Raw genomic sequence first — 21,442 nt, 5'->3', positions numbered from 1 at the left:
CACCCGTTCCCGGACCGAACAACCGCCTGACGGCACGGCGTTCGTACGGGGTGGCCACCGGGAAGGATGAGGACGGGGCCTGATGGCGGACGCCGCTGGAGGGGGGAGAAGCCGAAGCCCTGGTGAGACCGACCGTGCCGCACGTCGGCAGGCTGTCTCCCTCCGCACCGCCACACGGCCCGGCACCCCAGGACTTGCCATGGCCTCGGCCGTGCCCTGCCTCGAAGCGCTCTCGGGTTCCGGGAAGGAGAAGCCGTGCCCCAGTCCGAAGACGAACGACTCGTCGACCTCGAAGCACGACTCGAGCGGGAGGACCCCAGGTTCACCCGGGCCATGAGATCCGGCCGCCCGGCCCGGCCCCGGGAGTACCGGCGTACCGGAGCCTGGTGGGCGCTGGCCTTCGGCGCGGCCGTACTGGGCTCCGGTATAGCGCTCGCCCAAGGGCTGCTCATCGCGGCCGGGCTGGTCCTCGTCGGCATGGCGGCCCAACTGGTCGACCCCGATCCGAGCCGCCTGGGACGTCAGCGGCAGCGGCGATGGTGACGCGTGCGGCAGCCGGGCTTTACGCCTCCGCCCACTTCCGCAGCAGCGCCTCGCGCTCCTCGCGCGGCGGAGTGCCCTCGGCCGCGTGGTCACGGCCCCAGGCGAGGAGGTCGCCGATCCGGGTGCTGCCGTCGGCGAGCCGCTGGAGGAGGGCGACGGAGAGCTCGTACTCGGAGGGCAGGTAGATCCCTCCGGCGACGGCCGCGTGCACATCGACCTGGACGGTCTCCTCGATCGTCGCCACCTCCACGGAGAAGGCGGGCGGCAGCTCACCGTCACCCGTGACCACGACGAGCGCGGCGTCGAAGGCCATGGACGCCAGCCTCCGCATCCCGGACGGCACGGGCACGTCGTGAGCCTCGATCCGGACCACCTCGTCCCACGTCCAGAACCTGCCCCGGCCGGACCCCAACGCCTCGACGCCGTCCTCGGACAGCCGTACCCCGGAGGCCTCCCCCTCGGGCTCGGCCCCCACGTACACCGAGTCCTCGCCGATCCAGAACAGGCCGACCATGGCCATGAACGTCTCCCGCAGTTGGTCCGGGGGAGAGCGGACCTCGCCCCCCGTGTCGCCATAGGAGACGGCCGCGAGGGGCGAGACGTTGCCATGGTCTCGGCCGGACCGGTCGGGGCGAGTGCCGCCGTAAGGGTGTGGCCGTAACCCGTGTGAACGCCCTGGGTGGTGGGACGGCCTTGCGTGACTGACGGTGTTCACGTCGAGGCCGGGTCTCGTGAGCTGGCGAGGCGTCAGCGCCCGGACCGCGACGGAAGGACTCACCGATGCGCTCTGCCCGCATGCTGCTCGCGACGGCCACGGCCACGGCCGCCCTCGCGATCGCCGCACCCACCGCCTACGCCGAGGCGATGGGTGACCACGACCACGACAACACTTCCTACAGCAAGGAGCACGACAAGGACGGCAAACACGACAAGCCGCACGGCGGCGTACACACGGGTGGCGGAGCGCTGACCGCGGTGACCGCGGACGGCGACGGGGACAGCGCCAAGCACGACCAGGACACCCACAAGGATGACGAGCACGGCAAGCACGACGAGCACGGCAAGCACGACGAGCACGCCAAGGACGACGAGCACGGCAAGCACGACGAGCACGGCAAGCACGAGAAGGACTCCGAGCACGGCGACAAGCACCACAAGCCGCGCGGTGGCGTACACACGGGTGGCGGAGCGCTGACCGTGTTGAACACGTACGACGACTGGGACAACCCCAAGCACGACCCGGACACTTACAAGGACGACGAGCACGGCAAGCACGACAAGGACGACGAGCACGGCAAGTACGACGAGCACGGCAAGTACGACGAGCACGGCAAGCACGACGAGCACGGCAAGTACGACGAGCACGGCAAGCACGACGAGCACGGCAAGTACGACGAGCACGAGAAGGGTTCCTGGCACGGTGACGAGCACGACAAGCCGCGCGGCGGGATGCACACCGGTGGCGGCGGCCTGGCCGCATCGCCGGGCGTGACGGCCGGCGGTCTCGCGGTGCTGGCGGTGGCCGGCACCGGCCTGTACGCCCTGCGGCGCCAGAAGGCTTCGCAAGGCGCGGCATGACCGAGGCCTGATCTCGTAGCGCCGTGGCCGCCGCACGTGCTCCTCGCGTTGCGGCGGCTCGGCTCGTCCTCCCGCGTGCCGCGTCCGCTGCCGTGTCCGTTCCGCTGCCGTGCCCGAATGAGGTGGTCTCCGATGGCAGCCAGCCCCAGCCCCCCGTCTCCAGCCGAGCCTGGCCCCGCGCCGTCGAAGCGGCGATTGCGCACCGTCGTGTCGATCCTCTGGGGTCTCGCCGCCCTGGTCCTGACCGTGAGCCTGGCCGCCGGCCGTGGTGAGTCGTCGTCCGACGCCGGTGGCCCGCCGCACGCCCCGCCGGCCGTCCCGACGGCCGCGCCCGCCGAGGTCGGCCCTCATCTGCCGCGGTCCCGGCCGGTCCGCCTGTACATCCCCAAGATCTCGGTGAACGCGCCCTTCACCGACCTCGCCATCGGCCGTTCGGGTCAGCTCGAACCCCCTCCGGCCGACGACACCAACCTCGTCGGCTGGTACGCCAAGGGCGTCTCGCCCGGCGAGGCCGGAACGGCGATCATCGCCGGGCACGTGGACACCGCGACGTCCCCGGCCGTGTTCGCGGGGCTCAGCCAGCTGAAGAAGGGCGACCGGTTCCACGTGGCGCGAGCCGACGGCCGCAGGGCGACCTTCGTGGTCGACGACGCCGAGTCCTTCGACAAGGACGACTTCCCCAGCGAGCGCGTGTACGGCGACACCCCCGACGCGCAGATCCGGCTCATCACGTGCGCGGGTGCCTACGACCGTCAGGCCCGGGACTACACCGAGAACCTGGTCGTGTTCGCCCACCTCGTCTGATTCCGGGTCCCAGGCCTGACGTGGTGTTTTAAAGTGACTGCACGAGTTCAGGCGACTGTGGGACCTGTGAGGTATTCGCGAACCATGACGACCGAAACGTTTGAGTTCCAGGTAGAGGCACGTCAGCTGCTCCAGCTGATGATCCACTCGGTCTACTCGAACAAGGATGTCTTCCTGCGGGAGCTTGTCTCCAACGCCTCCGACGCGCTGGACAAGCTGCGCCTGGAGAAGCTGCGGGACGACTCGCTCGACGCCGACGTGTCCGACCTGCACATCGAGATCGACGTCGACAAGGAGGCCCGGACCCTCACCGTGCGGGACAACGGCATCGGGATGTCGTACGACGAGGTCGGACAGCTCATCGGCACCATCGCCAACTCCGGTACGGCCACCTTCCTGAAGGAGCTGCGGGAGGCCCAGGACGCGGCCAATGCCGAGGGGCTCATCGGCCAGTTCGGCGTCGGCTTCTACTCCGGCTTCATGGTGGCGGACGAGGTGACGCTGGTGACCCGGCGCGCCGGCGAGGGCCAGGGGACCCGCTGGACGTCCTGCGGCGAGTCCACGTACACGCTGGAGAAGGTCGACGACGCGCCGCAGGGCACCTCCGTCACGCTCCATCTCAAGCCCGCCGACCCGGAGAACCAGCTCCACGACTACACCTCGCCGTGGACGATCAAGCAGATCGTCAAGCGGTACTCGGACTTCATCACCTGGCCGATCCGGATGGTCCCGGAGGCGGGCGACGGCGAGGACGCGCCCGAGCCCGAGACGCTGAACTCGATGAAGGCCCTGTGGGCGCGGTCGCGCGACGAGGTGTCCGACGACGAGTACCACGAGCTGTACAAGCACATCAGCCACGACTGGCGCGAGCCGCTGGAGACGATCCGGCTCCAGGCCGAGGGCACCTTCGAGTACCAGGCCCTGCTCTTCGTCCCCTCGCACGCCCCGCACGACCTGTTCACGCGGGACTTCAAGCGCGGCGTCCAGCTGTATGTGAAGCGCGTCTTCATCATGGACGACTGCGAGGCGCTGCTGCCGCCCTACCTCCGCTTCGTCAAGGGCGTCGTCGACGCGCAGGACCTCTCGCTCAACGTCTCCCGCGAGATCCTCCAGCAGGACCGGCACATCCGGATGATGCAGCGCCGGCTGACGAAGAAGGTCCTGTCCACGATCAAGGAGATCAAGACCAAGGACGCCGACCGCTACGCGACGTTCTGGCGCGAGTTCGGCACCGTCCTGAAGGAGGGCCTGGTCACCGACTCCGAGAACCGGGACGCCATCCTCGCCGTCGCGTCGTTCGCGACCACGCACGCCGAGGACGAGCCGACCACGCTCGCGCAGTACGTGGAGCGGATGAAGGACGGCCAGGACGACATCTACTACATCACCGGCGAGTCCCGGCAGAGCATCGAGAACTCCCCGCACATGGAGGCGTTCCGGGACAAGGGCATCGAGGTCCTGCTGCTCACCGACGCGGTCGACGAGGTGTGGGTCGACGCCGTCGGCGAGTACGAGGGCAAGAAGCTGCGCTCCGTCGCCAAGGGCGAGATCGACCTCGACGGCGAGGACGGCGAGAAGGCCGACGGGGAGCGGGAGAAGCAGGCCGAGGAGTACGCCGGTCTGCTCGGCTGGATGCGGGAGCAGCTGGACGAGGACATCAAGGAGGTGCGTCTGTCGTCGCGGCTCACCGTCTCCCCGGCCTGTGTCGTCTCGGACGCGCACGACCTGACCCCGGCCCTGGAGAACATGTACCGGGCGATGGGCCAGGAGGTGCCGCGCACCAAGCGGATCCTCGAACTCAACCCCGGCCACCCGCTGGTGAAGAACCTGAATCAGGCGTACGGGGAGCGCGAGGACCGCTCGGGTCTCGTCGAGTCCGCCGAGCTGCTCCACACGCTGGCGGTGCTCGCCGAGGGCGGTCAGCCCAAGGACCCCGCACGCTTCGTCAAGCTCGTGGCCGACCGCCTGGAGCGCACGCTGTAGGCAGGGGGCGGATCAGCGGGGGTCCGGGGCGTCCGCGGCCCGCGCGCCGGGCGGGGTCGTGCCGGTGCCCGGTGGGACGATCTCGCCCTGGACCACCCGTGGCGCGGCGCCCGCCCCGGCCTCCTCGTCCTTCGCGGCGCGTGCCTCGGCCTTGAGGATGCGGGCGGACTTGCCGGCCGACCGGGCCAGTTCGGGCAGCTTCCTGGCTCCGATCACGGCTATGACGACAATGAGGAGGATCGCGAGCTCGCTCAGTCCGAACATGGTGTCCTGTCCTTTCCCGCCCGGGCCGGGCACGGCGTGAGCGTACCCGGCGGGGAGCACGGTGTGATCCCCGCCGCGGAATGTGCGACCGCCGTATGCCGGCGCAGATGGGGCAGCATGCCGCGGTCGAGCAGGGCCTGCCGCCAGGCCAGCCGGGCGTCCTCCACGCGGTCGGCCCGCGCGCCCAGGGCCGAGCGCAGCAGCGCGGCCAGGCCGAGGAGGCCGGTCACGGCCGCCACGAGCGCCAGCGTCCAGCCGGCCGCGACGAGGGAGCCGGGCAACGGGCCCGGTGCGTCCCCGACCTGGAGCAGGCTGCCGAGCAGGAGCAGAGCCCCGGCGGACGTCGCCGCCACCAGCGGCGTGAGCACCGCGAGGGCGGGCAGCAGACTGCCGGTGGCGGGCGGGCGCCGCGCGGCGGTCCGTGCGGCGAGGTAGGCGCGGTACGGCTCGCCGGCCGCCGCCGTGATGTCGTCGGAGTGGGCGAGCGCGTGGGCGCGCAGGTGTGCGGCAGTCCGGCCGGTCGGGTCGGCGCGCACGGCGCCATGGACGTCCGCGGTGCTCAGCGCCAGATCCAGTACCGCTTCGAAGTCCGCGCGGTCCTCGGGATGGAGGCGGGGCGGATCGGCCACGAAGTCTCCTTGTCGGTTGCTGTGTCGGTCGTCGATATCGGACGCATTGAAATCTACAGCATTGTAGAAGCAGAGGGGGCCGGTCCCGCGGATCTATACGATGTCCGCACGAGCCAGGCAGGGCGGCGAAGGGAGGCAGGGCGGTGGCGGATCCCCGGCAGCGTCCCCGGCGGGGGCAGGGCGAGCTGGAGGCGCTGGTGCTGTCGGCCCTGCGGGAGGCGGACGGTCCGGCGACGGCCGGCTGGGTGCAGGAACGCCTCGGCGGTGACCTCGCGTACACGACGGTGATCACGATCCTGACCCGGCTGCTGGGCAAGGGCGCGGTCACTCGGGAGCGGGTGGGCCGGTCCTTCGCCTGGACGCCCGCCTCGGACCACGCGGGCCTGGCCGCCCGCAAGATGCGCAAGGTGCTGGACGCCGAGAGCGACCGCGAGGCCGTGCTGGCCAGCTTCCTCACCGGCCTCGGCCCTGACGACGAACGGCTGCTGCGTGACCTGCTGGATCAGGCCCACGGCGAGGGGGAAGGCTGAAGCCTCATGGGGGTCTTCGTCTTTCTGCCACTGGTTCTCCCGCTCGCGGCCCGGGCCAACCCGTTCCTTCGGCCGCTGCGCACGGCCGTGGCGTACACGGCCGAGCGGTGGGCGGACGAGGAGGCGGCCCGGGCGATCGGCAGCCGCCGTACGGTGGCGCGTGCCATCGGCACGGCCGCCCTCGTCTCCCGGGGCACCCCGGCGCCCACGCTCGCGGGACTCGCCGCTCCGGGCCCGGTGCCGCGCCGGGTGGCGGCCCTGCTCGGCCCGCCACCCGCCGTACGCAACCGGCCCCGGTGTTCACCTCGGTCGGACTGGCGGCGTGGGGCGCGGCTGCCGGAACGGCCGTGTCGGCGATGTCCTCCGCGAACTCCGCCGTCACGATGGTGCTCAGCTCATCCTGCATGCCGCGACACCTCTTTGAGAGGCGGAGCCTCAGCCCTCGTCCTCCTCCTCGCCCTCGAAGAAGTCCCCGACCTCGTCGACCACTTCGTCCGCGACCATGCCGCCGACGACCCCGGCCGCGAGCCCGGCCGCGCCCGCCGCGACGACCGTCCCCATGCCGGGGCCCGAGCGGTGGCCGTCAGGGTGGTGCCCGTCATGCCCGTGGCCGCCCATGCCGAATGCGGCGGGGGAGTCGTACGAGGCCCGGTGCTCGACCAGTTGCCGGATCCAGCCGTCGACGACCGTGGGCCAGTCCTGGTGCTCGACTCCGTCGTGGGAGACGGTGAAACGGGTCAGCGCGTCGTGGCCGGGCGACAGGAAGCCGCCGCGCTTGTCCGCCTCCAGCACGACCTCCATGCCGCCGGGGCTCGCCAGGAACGTCAGCTCGATCTCGTTGACCTGGTGCGCGTACCGGGGTGACGGGACGAGCTCGATCTCCTGGTAGAAGGGCAGTTGCTGGCCGGTGCCGCCGATGCGCCCGTACTCGAGGTCGGCCGTCCTGAATCCGAACCCGAGCCCGCCGAGGGCTTCCAGCACGGCCTCCTGCACGGGCAGCGGCGTGACGTTCAGCTGGTCCAGGTCGCCCTTGTCCTTCGCGCCGGCCACCGACAACTCGGTGCGCACGCCCAGGACGACGCCCAGGCGCTGGCCGTGCAGCTCGGTGACCGGCGTCTCCCACGGCAGGGTCACGCTGAACGGCACGACGCGCTGCTCGCCCTCGGCGAGCCGGAAGCCGCCGCCGACGGTGAAGCGGCCGAAGGCGGCGACGCCCTCGCTCTCGCCGCCCTCGTGCTCGGCCTCGACCCGGGCCACGAGCTCCAGGGTGATGTGTTCGATGTCGAAGTCGGCTTTGCCGCCCTCCAGTCGGACCTCACCGGTGAGCGTGCCGCCGGGCCGGACGGGAGCCGGGTCGAGGACCGTGTCGACCGTGGGGCCGCCGACGCCGAGCGCGCCGAGCAGTCGTTTGAACACCATGGTGGCGTCCACTCCTCACATGCGGGTACTGATTTTCTACAAGTATGTAGAAGTATAGGGGAGTGCCGCAATGGATCTCGCACGTCGGTTGCGGAGGAGTACAGCTCACTCCTCCGCAACCGCCCCCGTCACCGCGTGGTTCAGCCCACGACCCGGCCCAGCTCGATCCGGTCGATGTTCGGCGCCCAGGCACTCGCGTTGCCGAACGTCACCTTGTTCGCGCCCTTCGCCAGATCGACCGGGACACCGACGGTCCAGTAGTCGTCCCAGCTCCAGGTGTTCTTGAAGGTGACCTTCACCGGGTCCGCGGTCCCGACCGTGATGTCCGCCGTACGGGACATGATGTCCGTGTTGTAGGCGTGGCCGTTGTCCCGGCGGTCGTTGTGCGCGTAGTGGACGACCAGCAGGTAGCGGCCGGACCGGGGCGCGTCCACCGCGAACTCGGCAGTGCTGGAGGAGCTGTTGCCGAGCCAGCCGACGTAGGAGCCGGCGGACGCGTGCGGGGAGTCGACGAGCTTGGCGCCGCCGGCGAGCGTGGCCTTGGCGCCCTCGTAGGAGAGGGTGCCGACGGCCGAGCCGTCGCCGGAGACGTCGAGGGAGCGGACGGCGGAGTGGCCCGACGTCATCGCGATCCGGTTGTTGCCCGCGACCAGGTAGAGCCGCAGCGGACGGCCGGGCGCGGCCGTGACCGTCTCCCCATGCAGCGAGAGCTTCACCACCGCCGAGGTCCGCGGCACCACCGTGTAGTAGCCGTCGCGCGGGGCGTAGACGTCGAACACCGCCTTGTCACCGGAGCGCAGGACCAGAGCGCCCGTGCCCACCCCGGCCGACGAGGTGTAGTCGTAGGACGGCTTGCCGCTGATGTCCGCCAGCGTGGCCTCGTACGAGGCGGAGGGCGCGCCCGTCCGCGTGGTCAGGTCGATCCGGTCCAGGGTGACCTCGGCGTCGCCCTTGGACAGGGTCAGCTGGTGCGTGCCCGCCTTGAGCTGGACGCTGACGTCCTTCTTGGCGCGGTACGTCCAGTTCTCCGTGGAGGGGTAGGTGACCGTCACCGGGTCGCCGCCGTCGACCGACAGCTTCTGCGTGGCGGGGCCGCCGGACTGGTTGCCGTACAGGATCGCCAGGTCGTACTGGCCGTCCTTCGGGACCGTCACCGAGAAGGCGACCTTGCTGCCGGGCTGGTTGAGCGAGCCGACGTCCTTGGTGCCGGAGGCCGCGTAGCCGTTGGCGTTCTGGACCGTGCCCTGCGTGTAGACCTTGCCGTCGGTGATCGCCGCGTCCTCGGCCTCGTACGACGCCGACCACGGCACGGAGGCGGCGGACGGGGTGCCGGAGCCGCCGGGGGTGAGGACGACCCGGTAGGCCGACATCTTGTGCAGCCCGCGCAGCGGGACGGTCACCGAACCGTCGTCCGCGACCTTCACCTTGGTGCGCGCGAGGACCCGCGGCGCCGCGTGCTGCCCCTCGTAACCGGACCAGGCGGCCTCGGCGACGGTCGCGGTGACCGTACGGCCGAACACCGACCGGGGGACGCCCTGCACGACCACGTCCGAGTCACCCGCGGAGCCGCCGAGCAGGACCTGCGCCTGGCGGCGGGAGGTGTCGAGGGAGGCGAGCCCCTGGAGGGTATCGATGGTGTTGGGCTGCGGCGGCGTCACCTTCACGGTGTTCCCGGTCATGCCCGCGTACCAGCGGAAGAGCCACCAGCCGCCGTTGGGGATGTTGGAGCGCACGACGTGGCCGCTGAGATTGCCGGCCGCGTCCCAGTACGCCATGTTGGCGTACACCTTGTTGCGCTCGAACATCGAGACCCACTGCACGAGTTGCCCGGGCACGGACAGGTCGCGGCGGTTGGCGTACTCGTCGATGTTGATCTTCAGCGGGGCTATGCCCGCCTCGCGCTCCAGCTTGCGGTAGTCGTCGTAGTGCGCCTGGAAGTCGCGCAGCGAACCGGAGCCCAGTTCGTGCCAGGTCATTATCTGAGGGAGCACGTTCTCCCGCTTGGCGAAGGCGAGGAAGTCCTTCAACAGGCGGGTGTGGTAGGCGGCTTCGTTGGGGCCGGCGATCCGTGCGTCCGGGTCGATCGCGCGGATGCGCTGGTACACCGTCTTCCAGTCCTTGAAGAACCGGTCGCGGTTCTTCTCGTACTGTGCCTGGTCGGCGACGTCGAGCTTGTACCAGATCTGGTCGGGCTCGTTGAACGGGATGTAGACGAAGCGGTCGCTGTTCGGGTCGGCCGAGACCTCCTTGGCGATCTTGTCGACCTTGGGGAGGTAGTCGTCGATGCCGAGGTCCTCGTACGGCCACTTGGCGTAGACGTCCTGCATCATCACGTTGATCTCGCCGCCGCCGTTGCGGAAGAACGACTTGGAGACGGTGAGCGCGTCGCCGTTGGGGTGCTGGGCGCCGCCCTCCGGCTTCTGCGAGATGCTCGTGATCTTCAGGGGCTCCATCGCGGCGTCGCTGGGCACCCCGTCGTCGCTGACCCCGTACAGCGAACCGTTGGCGCCGAGCATCACCGGGCCCTCGGAGGCGTTGAGGTCGACGGTGAGGCGCTGTGGATCGGCCGCGGCGGCGGGACCGGCCGCGGGGAGGGTGGCTGCCATGGCGGCTGCTCCAAGTAGTGCTGTCATCAAGGCGGTTCTGGTACGGGACCTCGTACCGGCTCTCGTGCGGATGGGGGTGATCACGCTGCTGGACCTCCAGTCACTTCACGGCTCCACTGGTGATTCCGGACACGATCTTTCGCTGGCCGACGAGGAACACGGCGACCATGGGCAGGCTCATCACCACGACGTACGCGAAGACGAGATGCCAGTTGTTGAGGTAGAGCTGGGCGCTGGCGACCTGGTAGAGGTTGAGCGGCAAGGTCGCCCGGTCTCCGCCGCCGAGGACGAAGAACGCGTAGAAGATGTCGCTCCAGGCGTAGAGCATCACCATGATCGTCGCGGTGGCGATCACCGGCCGGAGCAGCGGCAGGACGATCCGCCAGAAGATGCGTGACGGGCTCGCCCCGTCCATCCGGGCCGCCTCCTCCAGTTCCATGGGGATGGCGCGGATGAAGCCGGTCATGAAGAAGATCGACGTCGACAGGTACATCCCGGTGTAGACGGCGATCATGCCGGGGCGGGTGTTCGAAAGCCCCAGTTGCCGCAGCTCCATCACGATGGTGATGACGGCGGGCGGCAGCAGCAGTCCGCTGATGCACAGCGCGTACGCCGCCGAGACCAGCTTCGACGTGCGGCGGGCGAAGACCCAGGCGGCGCCCGCGCCCAGGATCAGCACCAGGACCACCGAAGGCACCACGACCAGCAGCGAGTTGAGGAAGCCGCGCAGCATCTCGCCCTGGCTGACGGCGTCCGCGTAGTTGCTCGCGGGCTGCCACTGCCGGGGCAGGTCCAGGTTCGGCTTGATCGCCTCGGCCTGCGGCTTGGCCGAGGTGACGGCGACCAGCCACAGCGGCACGCCGACGGCGAGGGCAGCGATGGTCACGATCAGAGTGGGGCGACCGATGCGCCACAGGCGTGGGCCGGCAGCTGGTAGGTTCTCCGGCGTGTTGCGCGAGAACCAAGCCAGCACATCTTCCTCCCTTCTTTCGGGGAACCGGGCTGGTTCCAACCCGGCTGGTGTTGATCGTGTGAGTCTCGATCGCTCGTTGAGCGACTGAGCGGCGTGAGCCAGGAATCCTGCTCGCTCGCGAGGAGGAGGGTTCAAAGCAGCTGCTCCCTTCGACGCAAGCCGAAGACAAGCGGGATCGCCAAGGCCACCACGATGAGGAAGAGCACCAAACTCATCGTGGAGGCTTGGGCGTACAGCCCTTGCCCGAAGACGCGGAACATGTAGATGTTGAACACCTCCGTGGAGGCCGCGGGGCCGCCGCCTGTGGTGGCCTGCACGATGTCGAAGGTGTTCATCGAACCGATCAGCGCGGTGGTGACGTTGAAGGTGACGGCCGGCGCCAGCATCGGCCAGCGCACCGACCAGAAGGTCCGCCAGGGACCCGCGCCGTCGCACTTCGCGGCCTCCAGCATCTCGCCGGGGATGCCTTTGAGACCGGCCAGGTAGATGAGCATCGACAGGCCCATCCACTTCCACCCGTGGATCAGCGTGACGATCACCAGCGTCCAGGTCGTCGAGCCCAGCCACGGGATGTCCGTGCCCAGAACGGAGTTGACGGCCCCGTCCTGGTCGAGCAGCGCCTGGAAGACGTAACCCGTCGCCAGCGCCGAGATCAGCACCGGCAGGAAGAACACGGCACGGAAGAACCGGTTGAAGCGGCTGTCGTCCTCCAGCAGCAGCGCCAGAACGAGCCCGAAGCCGTTCTGGAACAGCGCCGCCAGCAGCGCGTACACCAGGGTTGTCCGGATCGCCCGCAGCAGCGAGCCGTCCTCGGCGATGGTCTGGAAGTTGTCCAGGCCCGTGAAGGCGATGTCCGCGTGGTACGAGGACCAGTTGGTGAACGGGTAGTAGAAGTTCAGCAGGTTGGGCACCAGGAAGAAGCCCGCGAAGACGACGATCGCGGGGAGCGCGAACCACCAGGGGTGGTGCACGGCGGCGCGTGGCAGCCGACCCACGCCCTTCGGTGCGCCTTGTGCAGCCGGCTTGCGCGTACGTACGACCGTGTCCGTCATGGTCAGAACCCGGGCGCGCCCTGGGCCTTGGCCACCTGCGCGAACTGGTCCTGGATCGCCTGCGCGACCTGCTGCGGGCTCTTCTTGCCGAAGATCATGTCGGCGAGGTAGAGGTGGGTGTCGGGGGCGACGATCGCCTTGGCCTGGAAGACGCCGATGGCCTTGGGCAGGGCCGCCGTCTGGGCCTTGGACGTCTCGGGCAGTCCGTCGGGGGTGGGCACGGACGGCTGCACGGACGGGATCTTCATCGTCTTGATGTAGTCCGGGTAGTCCGGCCCGAGCCAGAAGGCGAGGAACTGCCGGGCCGCGTTCTGCCGCTTGTCGTCACCGGTCTTGAAGGCGACGACACCGTTGGTCTGGTCGGGGGAGTACAGGCCGGTGGCCGAGGAGTTGGCGACCGGGAACCAGCCGATCTTCTTGTCGAGCTCGGCGGTGGAGTACTTGGCCTGCAACTGGCTCTGGAACGACGTGACGTTGAGGACCATGCCGGCGTCGCCCTTCCACAGCGCGTCGGCCTGCCCGGTGAAGGTGCCCGTCCGGTAGTTCTTCTGGGCGAGCCCCGCGTCGAGCAGCTTCTCCTTGTACTTCTTGATCGCGCCGACGACGACCGGGTCGGTCCACTTCTTCTTGCCGGCGTTCAGGTCGGCCCACCACTGCCGGTCCAGGTCGGTGAGCTGGACCTGCATCTGCCACTGGAGCGGCCACTTGTCGCCGCCGGCCTCGTAGAAGGCGGCCGCGTCGGTCTTGTCGACGACCTTGCGGCCGAGCGCGAGCAGCTCGTCGTAGGTTTTGGGGAAGTCCTTCTCGCTCAGCCCGGCCTGCTTGAAGACGTCCTTGTTGTAGTAGACGCCGAGCATGGCGGGGCTGGTGACGATCGCCGCGTACCGCTTGCCGTCGATGACGCCGAGGGACCTCTCGGTGTCGCCGAGCTTGGCCTCCCACGGCTCCCCGTCGAGGGTCAGGAGGTTCTGCTTCGGCTGGATGAACGGCAGCGTGGAGATGGACGGCTGCCAGAACATCAGGTCGGGGCGGTCGCCGGAGGCCAGCTTCGTCGGCACGTTCTGCTCGTAGAGGTCCGGGATCGCCTGGGTGTCGACCTTGGCACCGGTGGCCTTCTCGAAGGCGTCGATGACCTGCTTGGGCGCGTTCACGGTGTTCTGCGCGGTCCACATGGTCAGCTTCACGCCGTCCAGCTGGGCGGTCGGATTCACCGCCGCCCGCTTGGCGTCCGAACCGTCCGAACCGGAGTCCCCGGCGGTGGGGTCGCTGCACGCGGTGGCGGCCAGGCCGGCGGCACATATCAGCGCCAGGGCGGGGAGGGCTCTTCTGTTCATCTCGTGCCTTTCGGAGCAGGCGGTTCGGGTTCAGAAAGCGGTACTCACAACTTCCGGGGTCTTACGGGCTGTTCAGGCACCGGCTGTTCAGGCGTCGGCGGGCGGCGGCCCCGAGCTCTCCCGCACCACCAGTTCCGGTACGGACACGGGGTGCGGGGCGACCGGCGCGGACTCCTCCAGCACGCCGTGCAGCAGGGCGAACGCGGACCGTCCGAGGCCGGTGAAGTCCAGGCGTACGGTCGTCAGGGACGGGGTGAGGAAGGCGGAGTGCGGGGCGTCGTCGAAACCGGCCACGCTGACCTCGCCCGGCACCGAGCGGCCGGTCTCGTGCAGGGCGCGCAGGACACCGAGCGCGAGGTCGTCGTTGCCGCACAGGATCGCGCTGACGGACTGGTCCTCCGCCAGCTTCAGCCCGGCCGCGTGACCGCCCGCCGGCCCCCAACTGCTCTGCACGGGGCGGGGTTCCGGGGCGCCGGCCTCCTTCAGCGCCTGCCGCCAGCCGCTGGTGCGGGCGCTGGTGCGGCGGGTGCTGGACGGGATCGCCACGTAGTGCACGGTCTCATGGCCGAGGGAGAGCAGATGGCGGGTGGCCTGGTAGGCGGCCTCACGGTCGTCCGTCCACACCCACGGGCGGTCGCCGCCGGGCGGACTCGCCGGGGTCTCGACCACGCCCACGACCGGCAGCCCGGCGGGTACGGCTTCCAGTGCCCGGACACCGGCCGGGTCGTATGCGATCACGACGATCCCGCCGCCCGCGTCCGCCGCGCGCTGCACCTCGGCGGCGACGGCCGCGTCCTCGGCGGATTCCAGGACCCCGATCCCGACCGCGTACGACGCCGCGCGGGCGGCCTCCTCGATGCCCTGGAGGATCGAGGCGTAGCCGTAGTGGGTGGTGTTCGCGGTGAGCACGGTCACGGCCCGGCTGCGCCCGCTGGCCAGGGCGAGGGCGGTCGCGTTGCGGCGGAAGCCCAGTTCCTCGATGGCGGCGAGCACCCGCTCCCGGGTGGACGGCCGGACGCTGGGATGGCCGTTGATCACCCGCGAGACCGTCTGGTACGAGACCCCCGCGGCGGTCGCGACGTCCCTGATGCTCGCCGGGCGCCTTGTGTGACCGGTCACATTCATGCGAGGATTGTGACCGGTCACACTTGGGTCGTCAAGAGACCGTAACGAGGGATTCACGCGGACCTCCGCTCCCCGAGGACGGGACGAGGTCAGGAGGGGGAGCACCTTGACGGGCACGGCGGATGCGGCGCACATGGCCTCCAACCAGCGGCAGGACGAGTTCACTTGGGGGCATCAAGCCCTCCGGGCCGGGTTCGCGGTCGCCGCCGACGGGACCTTGCGGCTGGTCCGGCTGGCCCACCCCGACGACGAGCGCCCCGCCACCCCGCACTCCGCGCTCCCGCTCGTGGAGCTCACCGCCCTCGGCCACGGCAGCGGCTGGTCCGGCCCCCGCTTCACCGGCACGGCCTTCGGCACCCGGCTCGCCCACCGGACCCACCGCGCGGACAGACGCGAGGGCTGGGACCGGCTCACGATCGAACTCCACGACCCGGCCACCGGGCTGACGGCGTTCGTCGAGCTCACCTCACCCACCGGCGTGTCCGTCCTGCGCTCCCGCGTCCGGCTCCGCAACGACGGACCGGAGCCGCTGGTCGTCCAGTCCGTCAGCAGCCTCCTGCTCGGCGGCCTGCCCACCCCGGACGCCCTCGACGTCCTCCGGGCCCGCAACGACTGGCTCGCCGAGTGCCGTTGGTACGCCGAGCCGCTGCGCGCCGCCGTCGCCGACATCCACGTCGACGTCCACCAGCACGACAGCCGGGCCGCCCTCGCCCTCACCGGGCGCGGCAGCTGGCCCACCGACGGCCATCTCGCCATGGGCGCGCTGACGGAGCGGGACGGCGGCCGGGCCTGGGTCTGGCAGGTCGAGTCCCCGGCCGGCTGGCGCTGGGACCTGGGCGAGCGCGCACACGGCACGTACCTGGCGCTGAACGGCCCCACCGACGCGGAACACCAGTGGCGGGTCCGGCTCGCCCCGGGCGAGGAGTTCACCACCGTCCCCGGGGTCCTGGCACTCGGCTCCGGCCTCGACGCGGCGATCGGCGCCCTGACCTCCTACCGCCGGGCGGTCCGCCGCCCGCACCCGGACCACACCGCCCTGCCCGTCGTCTTCAACGACTACATGAACACCCTGATGGGCGACCCGACCACGGCCAAGCTCCTGCCGTTGATCGACGCCGCCGCGGACGCCGGCGCCGAGTACTTCTGCATCGACTCGGGCTGGTACGACGACGACACCCAGGGCTGGTGGGACAGCGTCGGCGCCTGGCAGCCCTCGCCGCGTCGCTTTCCCGACGGCGGCATCCAGGCCGTCCTGGACCGCATCCGGGAACGCGGGATGGTGCCCGGGCTGTGGCTGGAGCCGGAGGTCGTCGGGGTGCGCAGCCCCGTCGCGGCCGAACTGCCCGACGACGCGTTCTTCCAGCGCGACGGCGTGCGCCTGGCCGAACAGGGCCGCCACCAGCTCGACCTGCGGCATCCGGCCGCCCGCGCCCACCTCGACAAGACCGTGGACCGGATCGTCGGCGACTGGGGCGTGGGCTACCTCAAGCTGGACTACAACATCGTGGTCGACCCCGGCACCCGGGCACCCGGTGACCTCGCGCCGGGAGCCGGGCTGCTGGGCCACGCCCACGCCTATCTGGACTGGCTGTCCGGCGTACTGGACCGCCACCCCGGACTCGTCGTGGAGAACTGCGCCTCGGGCGGCATGCGCATGGACGGCGCCACCCTGGCCGTCGCCCAGCTCCAGTCCACCAGTGATCAGCAGGACCCCCTGCGCTACCCGCCCATCGCCGCCGCCGCGCCGACCGCGGTCCCACCCGAACAGGGCGCGGTCTGGGCCTATCCGCAGCCCGGCTTCGACGACGACCTGATCACCACGACCCTCGGCGGGGCACTGCTCGGCCGTATCCACCTCTCGGGCCATCTCGACCGCATGTCGGAACACCAACTGGCCCTTGTGCGGGACGCGGTCGCGGTCTACAAGTCGATCCGAGGGGACCTCGCGCGAGCCCTGCCGTTCTGGCCGCTCGGCCTGCCCGGCTGGACCGACGAGTGGCTGGCCCTGGGGCTCTCGGTCCCCGGTGACCGCACGGTGTACCTCTCGGTCTGGCGCCGCGGCGGACCGGCCGAACTCCGCTTCCGCGTCCGGCACCTGGCGGGCCGGACCGTCCGCGCGGACGTCCTGCACCCGTCCTCCGCGGAGGCGGGCCGGGCCGCCTGGGACGGGGACGGGCTGACGGTGTCCGTGCCGCGCACGCCCGGTGCGCTGCTGATCCGGCTCACGCAGGACGGGTAGGCGGGCGCCGGCGTCAGCCGCGTACCGGGCTCCCGCTCCCTGCGCGGACGGCGTTCCGTTCCGGTGTCCGCTGAGGTGCGTCCCGGCGGAACGCCCACGCCATGTCGGGCTCCATGACCCAGCGGAACAGCCGCCGCACCGGCGGGGTGCAGAGCACGGTCACGAGCACCGCCGCGACGACCGTCACGGCGGCCACGCCCACGGGCCCGTGGACCCACGCCGGCTCGTACCAGCCCCAGAACTTGGACCCCTGGGCGACGAAGCCGTGCAGCAGGTAGCCGTACAGCGTCCCCGCGCCCAGCACGGTGAACCACGCCCGGCGCCCGGGCACCCACGCCAGGAAGCAGGCCACGAGGACCAGCGAACAGCCGAACGTCACCAGCGTCATCACGGGCCCGTACCAGGCGGGCGCGGCGAGTTCCTCGGCGCTGTCGCGGTGGTAGAACCAGGCGCCGGTCATCCGCGGGACGGCCCAGTAGGCCAAGGCGACCGCGGCGGCGAAGACCGGCACGGCCAGCACCCGCACCGAGCGGCGGCGCACCAGCTGGAAGTGCTCCGGCTTCAGCAGCAGACCGAGGACGAAGTACGGCAGGAACTGAAGGGTTCGTTGCAGGTCGAGGTCGTTGCCGATGGACGGCGAGAGCGTCGCCAGCATCGCGATGACGAGGGCGACCGGCAGCGGCCACCGCACGCGCCGCCACACCGGCGTGGTCAGCCGCCAGACGAACAGCGCCGCCAGGAACCACGTCAGATACAGCGGATCCAGCAGGCTGACGGGCCGGTCGGGTTCCTGGTCCGTCCAGCGCGTGAACAGCGTGTACGCCGTCTCGAAGACGACATACGGAACGGCGAGCCCGGTGACCAGACGCCGGATCCGCCCCGGGCTCGCGTCGAAGGAGCGCGAGAAGTAGCCGGAGATGACGATGAACGCCGGCATGTGGAAGGCGTAGACGACCATGTAGAGCGCGCTGACCGTCCGGCTGCCGTCCCGCAACGGCTCCCAGGCGTGCCCGATCGCCACCAGCACGATCGCCAGGTACTTGGCGTTGTCGAAGAACGCGTCGCGACCCCCGGCCTGCTTCGGCGGGGCGCTGGCCTCGTGTGACGCGCTCGCCCCGGGCTCGCCGCGGGTGCTCGCGACAGGCCGCATGCGCAGGGTGTCCTCGCGCGGGGTGTCTTCGCGCAGAGTGTCCTCGCTCATCACGCCTCCCGCGCACGGTGCGGGGAACCGGGACGGGCGCATGGGCGTCTTGCCGGGGATACGGCGGTGAGGTGCCGGTGCGACATCTCCGCCGCCTGACCACTGCGGGGCGACGTAAACCGCTTTCCGGTGTGGATGTCGCGCGGATCACACCCGCGGATCACCCCCGTGGCGGCGGTGCCGCCGCGCCGGCCCCTTCGGGGGCGCGCCGGCACCGTCGCGCACAGCCCGGTCAGCTCACCGAGCAGGCGGCGCCGTTCAGCGTGAACGCCGTCGGGCTGGGGTTCGCCGTCGCCCGGGAGGCCGTGAAGCCGAGGGTGACCGAGCCCGCCGCGGGGATCGTCGCGGTGTACGGGGCGGCCGCGACGCTGACCTCGGAGCCGCTCTGCGTCGCCGTACCGCCCCAGAGGTTGGTGATGCGCTGGCTGTCCGGGAAGGTCCAGCGCAGCGTCCAGCCGTTGATCGCCGACGTGCCGGTGTTGCGCACGGTGATCTCACCCTGGAATCCGCTGGGCCAGCTGCTCGTCACCCGGTAGCCGACGCCGCAGGCCGCCGTCGAGCCGCCGGAGGAGGTCGTGAACGTCACCGTGGCCGAGCGGGACGAACGGTTGCCGGCGGCGTCACGGGCGTAGACGGCGAAGGTGTAGGAGGTGGCGGGGGACAGGCCGGTGACGGTGGCGGTCGTCCTGGCCGTGGATGTGACGACCGTCTCGGTGCCGCCGCCGACCCGGACGACGTCGTAGCCGGTGACGCCTGTCGCGTCGGTGGCGGCGGCCCAGGTCAGGGTGGCGGACGAGGAGGTCACCCCGGAGGCGGTCGGGGTGCCGGGAGCCGTCGGGGGAGTGGTGTCGCCCCCGCCGGAGGCGTAGATCGCGGCCTCCTTGGCGGTGGCGGCGATGCCGTTCGCGCCGTTGAACAGGCGCTGCCCCCAGCTGGTGAGCTGGTTCGGGTCGAAGTTCGTGACCATGTCCAGGTACTCGACGCCGCCGCCGTTGCCGCTCCAGGACCAGCCGAGGTAGCCCAGGCGGAGTTGCTGGGCAACGGCCAGGATGGTGTCCTCGTCGGGGTTGCCGTCCGAGTGGTCGTGACCGAACTCGCCGACGACGATGGGGAGTTTGGCAGTCACGAACCGGTTCAGATAGTCCGTGATCTCGGCTGCCGTGTCGAAGACGCCGTACATGTGGATCGAGAAGATCGTGTTGGCGTCCGGGTCGGCGGCGAAGACCGAGGCGGCGTTGTCCCGCATGGTGAAGGCCCAGTCCTGGCCCCAGTTGGGGGCGTCGACCATGATCGTGTGGTCGAACCCGGCGGTGCGCAGCTTCTGGATGGCTGCCTTGGTGTCGGCCGTCCAGGCCGTGTAGCCGGTGTTGCCGTGCGGCTCGTTGCCGATGTTGACGATGACGTAGTCCTCCTGACCGGTCAGCGCGCTCTGCACGCTGATCCAGTAGTCGGCGGCGCGGGAGAGCGTGACGGCTCCGCTCTGTTCGCCGTACCCGGTGGTGTCGTGCACCTCCAGCACACAGATCAGCCGGTTCTGCTTGCACTGGGAGACCACGTTCGCCACGTCGGCGGTGTCGTTGCGGGTCCAGCGGTCACCGCTGGAGAGAACTACGCGGACGGTGTTGGCGCCCTTGGCCTTGATGTGCGCCAGGGAGCTGATCCGGTCCGGGAACCAGGTGTGGGCGTGGTTGACGCCCCGCATCACGAAGTCGTTCCCGGACGCCTCCAGCAGCCGGCCGTTGTCGATGCGGAAGCCGGTGGGGGCGGCGTGCGCCGGTGTGCCGAGGGAGAGGAAGGAGAGCAGGAGGCCGAGGAGGGCGACGGCCACGGTGGCCACGCGTGGGGTGGGGGCGGTGCGGGGTCTCATGGCGGCTCCGGAGGGGGGTGGGGTTGGGGTGGGGCCTGTTCGGGTTCGCGTTCCAAACCTGGGGAGGGAGCGGTGAGTTGGTCGTCGATGCCGAGCGCGTCGTCGGGCCGGTCCTGTCCACGCCGGGCGTCAGGTGCCGGAACTCTTCGCCGTGCACGTGACGGTCGCCGCCGGGGCGCCGGCCGTTGCCGGGGCGGTGGCGACGAAACCGAACGTGGCGCTCGCGCCGGGCGCCAACGCGCCGTTCCACGCCGCGTTCGTGACGGTGGCGGTACCGTCCGCGGCCGTGCTGAGGGTGCCGTTCCAGACCTGGTCGAGGCGCGCGCCGTTCGCCGGTACGACGGTCGCGGTCCAGCCCGAGGCGGCGGAGGCGGACGTGTTCGTCACGGTCACCTCTCCCTGGTAGCCGCCCTGCCATGAGGAGACAGCCCGGAAGCGGGCCGTGCAGGCCGCGGGTTGTCCCGGGTCACCGGGGCCACCGGGGCCGCCGGGGTTTTGGGGGACGCCGGCGTCGAGGACCGCCGCCAGGGCCGGGAACCAGCGGGCGGCGATCTTGTTGTCACCGGAGGCGTTGGGGTGCACCCCGTCGTAGGTGTCCGTGGCGGTGCTGAAGCCCGTCCACTGGTCGACCACGGTGAGCGGGGAGCGTTCGGTGCTGGTGGCCCGCGCCCAGTCGGGGATCCGCGCGTTGAAGTCGACGACGCGCTGCGCGCAGGCCGCGCAACTGGCCGGGTTCATGGGGATGAGCTGCGCGACGAGGATCCGCATGTCCGGATTGGAGGCCCTCATCTGCGTCACTAGCTTGGTGTAGGCGGCGAGGATGCGGTCGGGGGAGATACTGCTCCACACGTCGTTCGTGCCGAAGTGCATGACAACGATGTCCGGTCGCGTGGCCGCGAGCCTGCCCGGCAGCAGGTTCTGATCGGCGACGTTGGTCACCAGCTCACCGCCGTGCCCCTCGTTGTCGCCGTCGTGCGCCTGTCCGCAGCCCTGCGGAGGGAGGGTGCCGACGAAGTCGATGTCCTTGTACCCGCTGTTCAGCAGCCGGTTCCAGAGGACCGCTCGCCAGCAGCCCGGCGAGCCGGTGATCGAGTCGCCGAGCGGCATGACGCGGACGGGGTCCGCCGTCGGTGCGGCCGTGGCCCGGGGCGCGAACGTGATGCCGAGGGGGAGGAGCAGCGCGGCGAGGAGGCCGAGAACCGGGATGATGCGTAAGCGCGAGGAGGAGCGGCGGGTTGTGCGCATGGTGATCCCTTCCCTGAGAGGTGGGAGCGCTCCCATGCATCAAGCCACTG

18 protein-coding genes and 1 pseudogene are annotated in these 21,442 nt (G+C 70.7%); 7 read left to right on the top strand and 12 right to left on the bottom strand.

The window, feature by feature from the left end; translation table 11 throughout:
- Window positions 1-255: 255 nt before the first annotated feature.
- On the top strand, window positions 256-543 hold the full coding sequence (locus HDA41_RS04030) for a DUF3040 domain-containing protein (RefSeq protein WP_184980730.1): 288 nt from the start codon (window positions 256-258) through the stop codon (window positions 541-543).
- 19 nt (window positions 544-562) lie between these two features.
- Here the strand turns inward: HDA41_RS04030 and HDA41_RS04025 are convergent, their stop codons facing one another.
- Complete coding sequence (locus tag HDA41_RS04025) at window positions 563-1,063, bottom strand: hypothetical protein (RefSeq protein WP_184980728.1); 501 nt, start codon at window positions 1,061-1,063, stop codon at window positions 563-565.
- A 260-nt stretch (window positions 1,064-1,323) separates the two neighbouring features.
- On the opposite strand from HDA41_RS04025, the gene HDA41_RS04020 reads away from it, so the two are divergent.
- From HDA41_RS04020 to htpG, 3 genes are all read left to right on the top strand, one after another.
- Window positions 1,324-2,121, top strand: a complete 798-nt coding sequence (locus HDA41_RS04020; RefSeq protein ID WP_184980726.1) for a hypothetical protein — start codon at window positions 1,324-1,326, stop codon at window positions 2,119-2,121.
- A gap of 132 nt (window positions 2,122-2,253) precedes the next feature.
- On the top strand, window positions 2,254-2,925 hold the full coding sequence (locus HDA41_RS04015; protein ID WP_184980724.1) for a class F sortase: 672 nt from the start codon (window positions 2,254-2,256) through the stop codon (window positions 2,923-2,925).
- Window positions 2,926-3,009: 84 nt separating this feature from the next.
- Window positions 3,010-4,908 (top strand): molecular chaperone HtpG, encoded by a 1,899-nt coding sequence (gene htpG / locus HDA41_RS04010; protein ID WP_184980722.1) that lies wholly within the window; start codon window positions 3,010-3,012, stop codon window positions 4,906-4,908.
- A gap of 12 nt (window positions 4,909-4,920) precedes the next feature.
- Here the strand turns inward: htpG and HDA41_RS04005 are convergent, their stop codons facing one another.
- Window positions 4,921-5,172 (bottom strand): twin-arginine translocase TatA/TatE family subunit, encoded by a 252-nt coding sequence (locus HDA41_RS04005; RefSeq protein WP_184980720.1) that lies wholly within the window; start codon window positions 5,170-5,172, stop codon window positions 4,921-4,923.
- A complete protein-coding gene (locus tag HDA41_RS04000; RefSeq protein ID WP_184980718.1) occupies window positions 5,160-5,801 on the bottom strand; it encodes a hypothetical protein in 642 nt (213 codons plus the stop codon). Before HDA41_RS04000 ends, HDA41_RS04005 begins: the two co-directional genes overlap by 13 nt.
- Before the next feature lie 143 nt (window positions 5,802-5,944).
- Between HDA41_RS04000 and HDA41_RS03995 the strand changes: the two genes are divergently transcribed.
- Together HDA41_RS03995 and HDA41_RS40985 are read left to right on the top strand one after the other, a co-directional pair.
- Complete coding sequence (locus tag HDA41_RS03995) at window positions 5,945-6,331, top strand: BlaI/MecI/CopY family transcriptional regulator (RefSeq protein WP_184980715.1); 387 nt, start codon at window positions 5,945-5,947, stop codon at window positions 6,329-6,331.
- Between the two features lie 30 nt (window positions 6,332-6,361).
- Window positions 6,362-6,755: pseudogene (locus tag HDA41_RS40985) on the top strand (M48 family metalloprotease); the annotation flags it as partial.
- An 11-nt stretch (window positions 6,756-6,766) separates the two neighbouring features.
- Here the strand turns inward: HDA41_RS40985 and HDA41_RS03990 are convergent.
- The 6 genes from HDA41_RS03990 to HDA41_RS03965 form a co-directional block, all read right to left on the bottom strand.
- The gene (locus HDA41_RS03990) at window positions 6,767-7,750 is read right to left on the bottom strand and encodes a sporulation protein (protein ID WP_184980714.1); all 984 of its coding nucleotides are present in this window, start codon (window positions 7,748-7,750) and stop codon (window positions 6,767-6,769) included.
- A 140-nt stretch (window positions 7,751-7,890) separates the two neighbouring features.
- Window positions 7,891-10,356: a CBM35 domain-containing protein gene (locus HDA41_RS03985; protein ID WP_184980712.1), complete on the bottom strand. Its 2,466-nt coding sequence runs from the start codon at window positions 10,354-10,356 to the stop codon at window positions 7,891-7,893.
- Window positions 10,357-10,456: 100 nt separating this feature from the next.
- Window positions 10,457-11,242 carry a carbohydrate ABC transporter permease gene (locus tag HDA41_RS03980; RefSeq protein WP_230299741.1) on the bottom strand — a complete coding sequence of 262 codons (786 nt, stop codon included), beginning with the start codon at window positions 11,240-11,242 and terminating at the stop codon, window positions 10,457-10,459.
- Window positions 11,243-11,460: 218 nt separating this feature from the next.
- Window positions 11,461-12,381 (bottom strand): carbohydrate ABC transporter permease, encoded by a 921-nt coding sequence (locus tag HDA41_RS03975; protein ID WP_184980710.1) that lies wholly within the window; start codon window positions 12,379-12,381, stop codon window positions 11,461-11,463.
- A 2-nt stretch (window positions 12,382-12,383) separates the two neighbouring features.
- Entirely contained in the window at window positions 12,384-13,715 is a 1,332-nt protein-coding gene (locus tag HDA41_RS03970; protein WP_184980708.1) for an ABC transporter substrate-binding protein, read from the bottom strand.
- Between the two features lie 87 nt (window positions 13,716-13,802).
- Window positions 13,803-14,840, bottom strand: a complete 1,038-nt coding sequence (locus HDA41_RS03965) for a LacI family DNA-binding transcriptional regulator (protein ID WP_184980706.1) — start codon at window positions 14,838-14,840, stop codon at window positions 13,803-13,805.
- A gap of 133 nt (window positions 14,841-14,973) precedes the next feature.
- On the opposite strand from HDA41_RS03965, the gene HDA41_RS03960 reads away from it, so the two are divergent.
- Window positions 14,974-17,079: an alpha-galactosidase gene (locus tag HDA41_RS03960; RefSeq protein ID WP_184993127.1), complete on the top strand. Its 2,106-nt coding sequence runs from the start codon at window positions 14,974-14,976 to the stop codon at window positions 17,077-17,079.
- Window positions 17,080-17,092: 13 nt separating this feature from the next.
- Here the strand turns inward: HDA41_RS03960 and HDA41_RS03955 are convergent, their stop codons facing one another.
- The 3 genes from HDA41_RS03955 to HDA41_RS03945 form a co-directional block, all read right to left on the bottom strand.
- Entirely contained in the window at window positions 17,093-18,280 is a 1,188-nt protein-coding gene (locus HDA41_RS03955; protein WP_376706765.1) for an acyltransferase family protein, read from the bottom strand.
- A 232-nt stretch (window positions 18,281-18,512) separates the two neighbouring features.
- Window positions 18,513-20,147 carry a cellulase family glycosylhydrolase gene (locus HDA41_RS03950; RefSeq protein ID WP_184980704.1) on the bottom strand — a complete coding sequence of 545 codons (1,635 nt, stop codon included), beginning with the start codon at window positions 20,145-20,147 and terminating at the stop codon, window positions 18,513-18,515.
- Window positions 20,148-20,276: 129 nt separating this feature from the next.
- A complete protein-coding gene (locus HDA41_RS03945; RefSeq protein WP_184980702.1) occupies window positions 20,277-21,392 on the bottom strand; it encodes a GDSL-type esterase/lipase family protein in 1,116 nt (371 codons plus the stop codon).
- Between the last annotated feature and the right edge of the window lie 50 nt (window positions 21,393-21,442).

This window comes from Streptomyces caelestis (genome assembly GCF_014205255.1).
Classification (GTDB): domain Bacteria; phylum Actinomycetota; class Actinomycetes; order Streptomycetales; family Streptomycetaceae; genus Streptomyces; species Streptomyces caelestis.
Note: the sequence above shows the minus strand (reverse complement) of the source record. Positions and strands in the feature narration are given on the sequence as shown.

Bases quoted from the DNA above. Each gene is read 5' to 3' on its own strand.
- HDA41_RS04025 (WP_184980728.1), bottom strand. From the start codon at position 1,063: ATGGCCATGGTCGGCCTGTTCTGGATCGGCGAGGACTCGGTGTACGTG.
- HDA41_RS04020 (WP_184980726.1), top strand. From the start codon at position 1,324: ATGCGCTCTGCCCGCATGCTGCTCGCGACGGCCACGGCCACGGCCGCC.
- HDA41_RS04015 (WP_184980724.1), top strand. From the start codon at position 2,254: ATGGCAGCCAGCCCCAGCCCCCCGTCTCCAGCCGAGCCTGGCCCCGCG.
- htpG (WP_184980722.1), top strand. From the start codon at position 3,010: ATGACGACCGAAACGTTTGAGTTCCAGGTAGAGGCACGTCAGCTGCTC.
- HDA41_RS04005 (WP_184980720.1), bottom strand. From the start codon at position 5,172: ATGTTCGGACTGAGCGAGCTCGCGATCCTCCTCATTGTCGTCATAGCC.
- HDA41_RS03990 (WP_184980714.1), bottom strand. From the start codon at position 7,750: ATGGTGTTCAAACGACTGCTCGGCGCGCTCGGCGTCGGCGGCCCCACG.
- HDA41_RS03985 (WP_184980712.1), bottom strand. From the start codon at position 10,356: ATGGCAGCCACCCTCCCCGCGGCCGGTCCCGCCGCCGCGGCCGATCCA.
- HDA41_RS03975 (WP_184980710.1), bottom strand. From the start codon at position 12,381: ATGACGGACACGGTCGTACGTACGCGCAAGCCGGCTGCACAAGGCGCA.
- HDA41_RS03970 (WP_184980708.1), bottom strand. From the start codon at position 13,715: ATGAACAGAAGAGCCCTCCCCGCCCTGGCGCTGATATGTGCCGCCGGC.
- HDA41_RS03965 (WP_184980706.1), bottom strand. From the start codon at position 14,840: ATGAATGTGACCGGTCACACAAGGCGCCCGGCGAGCATCAGGGACGTC.
- HDA41_RS03960 (WP_184993127.1), top strand. From the start codon at position 14,974: ATGGCCTCCAACCAGCGGCAGGACGAGTTCACTTGGGGGCATCAAGCC.
- HDA41_RS03955 (WP_376706765.1), bottom strand. From the start codon at position 18,280: ATGAGCGAGGACACTCTGCGCGAAGACACCCCGCGCGAGGACACCCTG.
- HDA41_RS03950 (WP_184980704.1), bottom strand. From the start codon at position 20,147: ATGAGACCCCGCACCGCCCCCACCCCACGCGTGGCCACCGTGGCCGTC.
- HDA41_RS03945 (WP_184980702.1), bottom strand. From the start codon at position 21,392: ATGCGCACAACCCGCCGCTCCTCCTCGCGCTTACGCATCATCCCGGTT.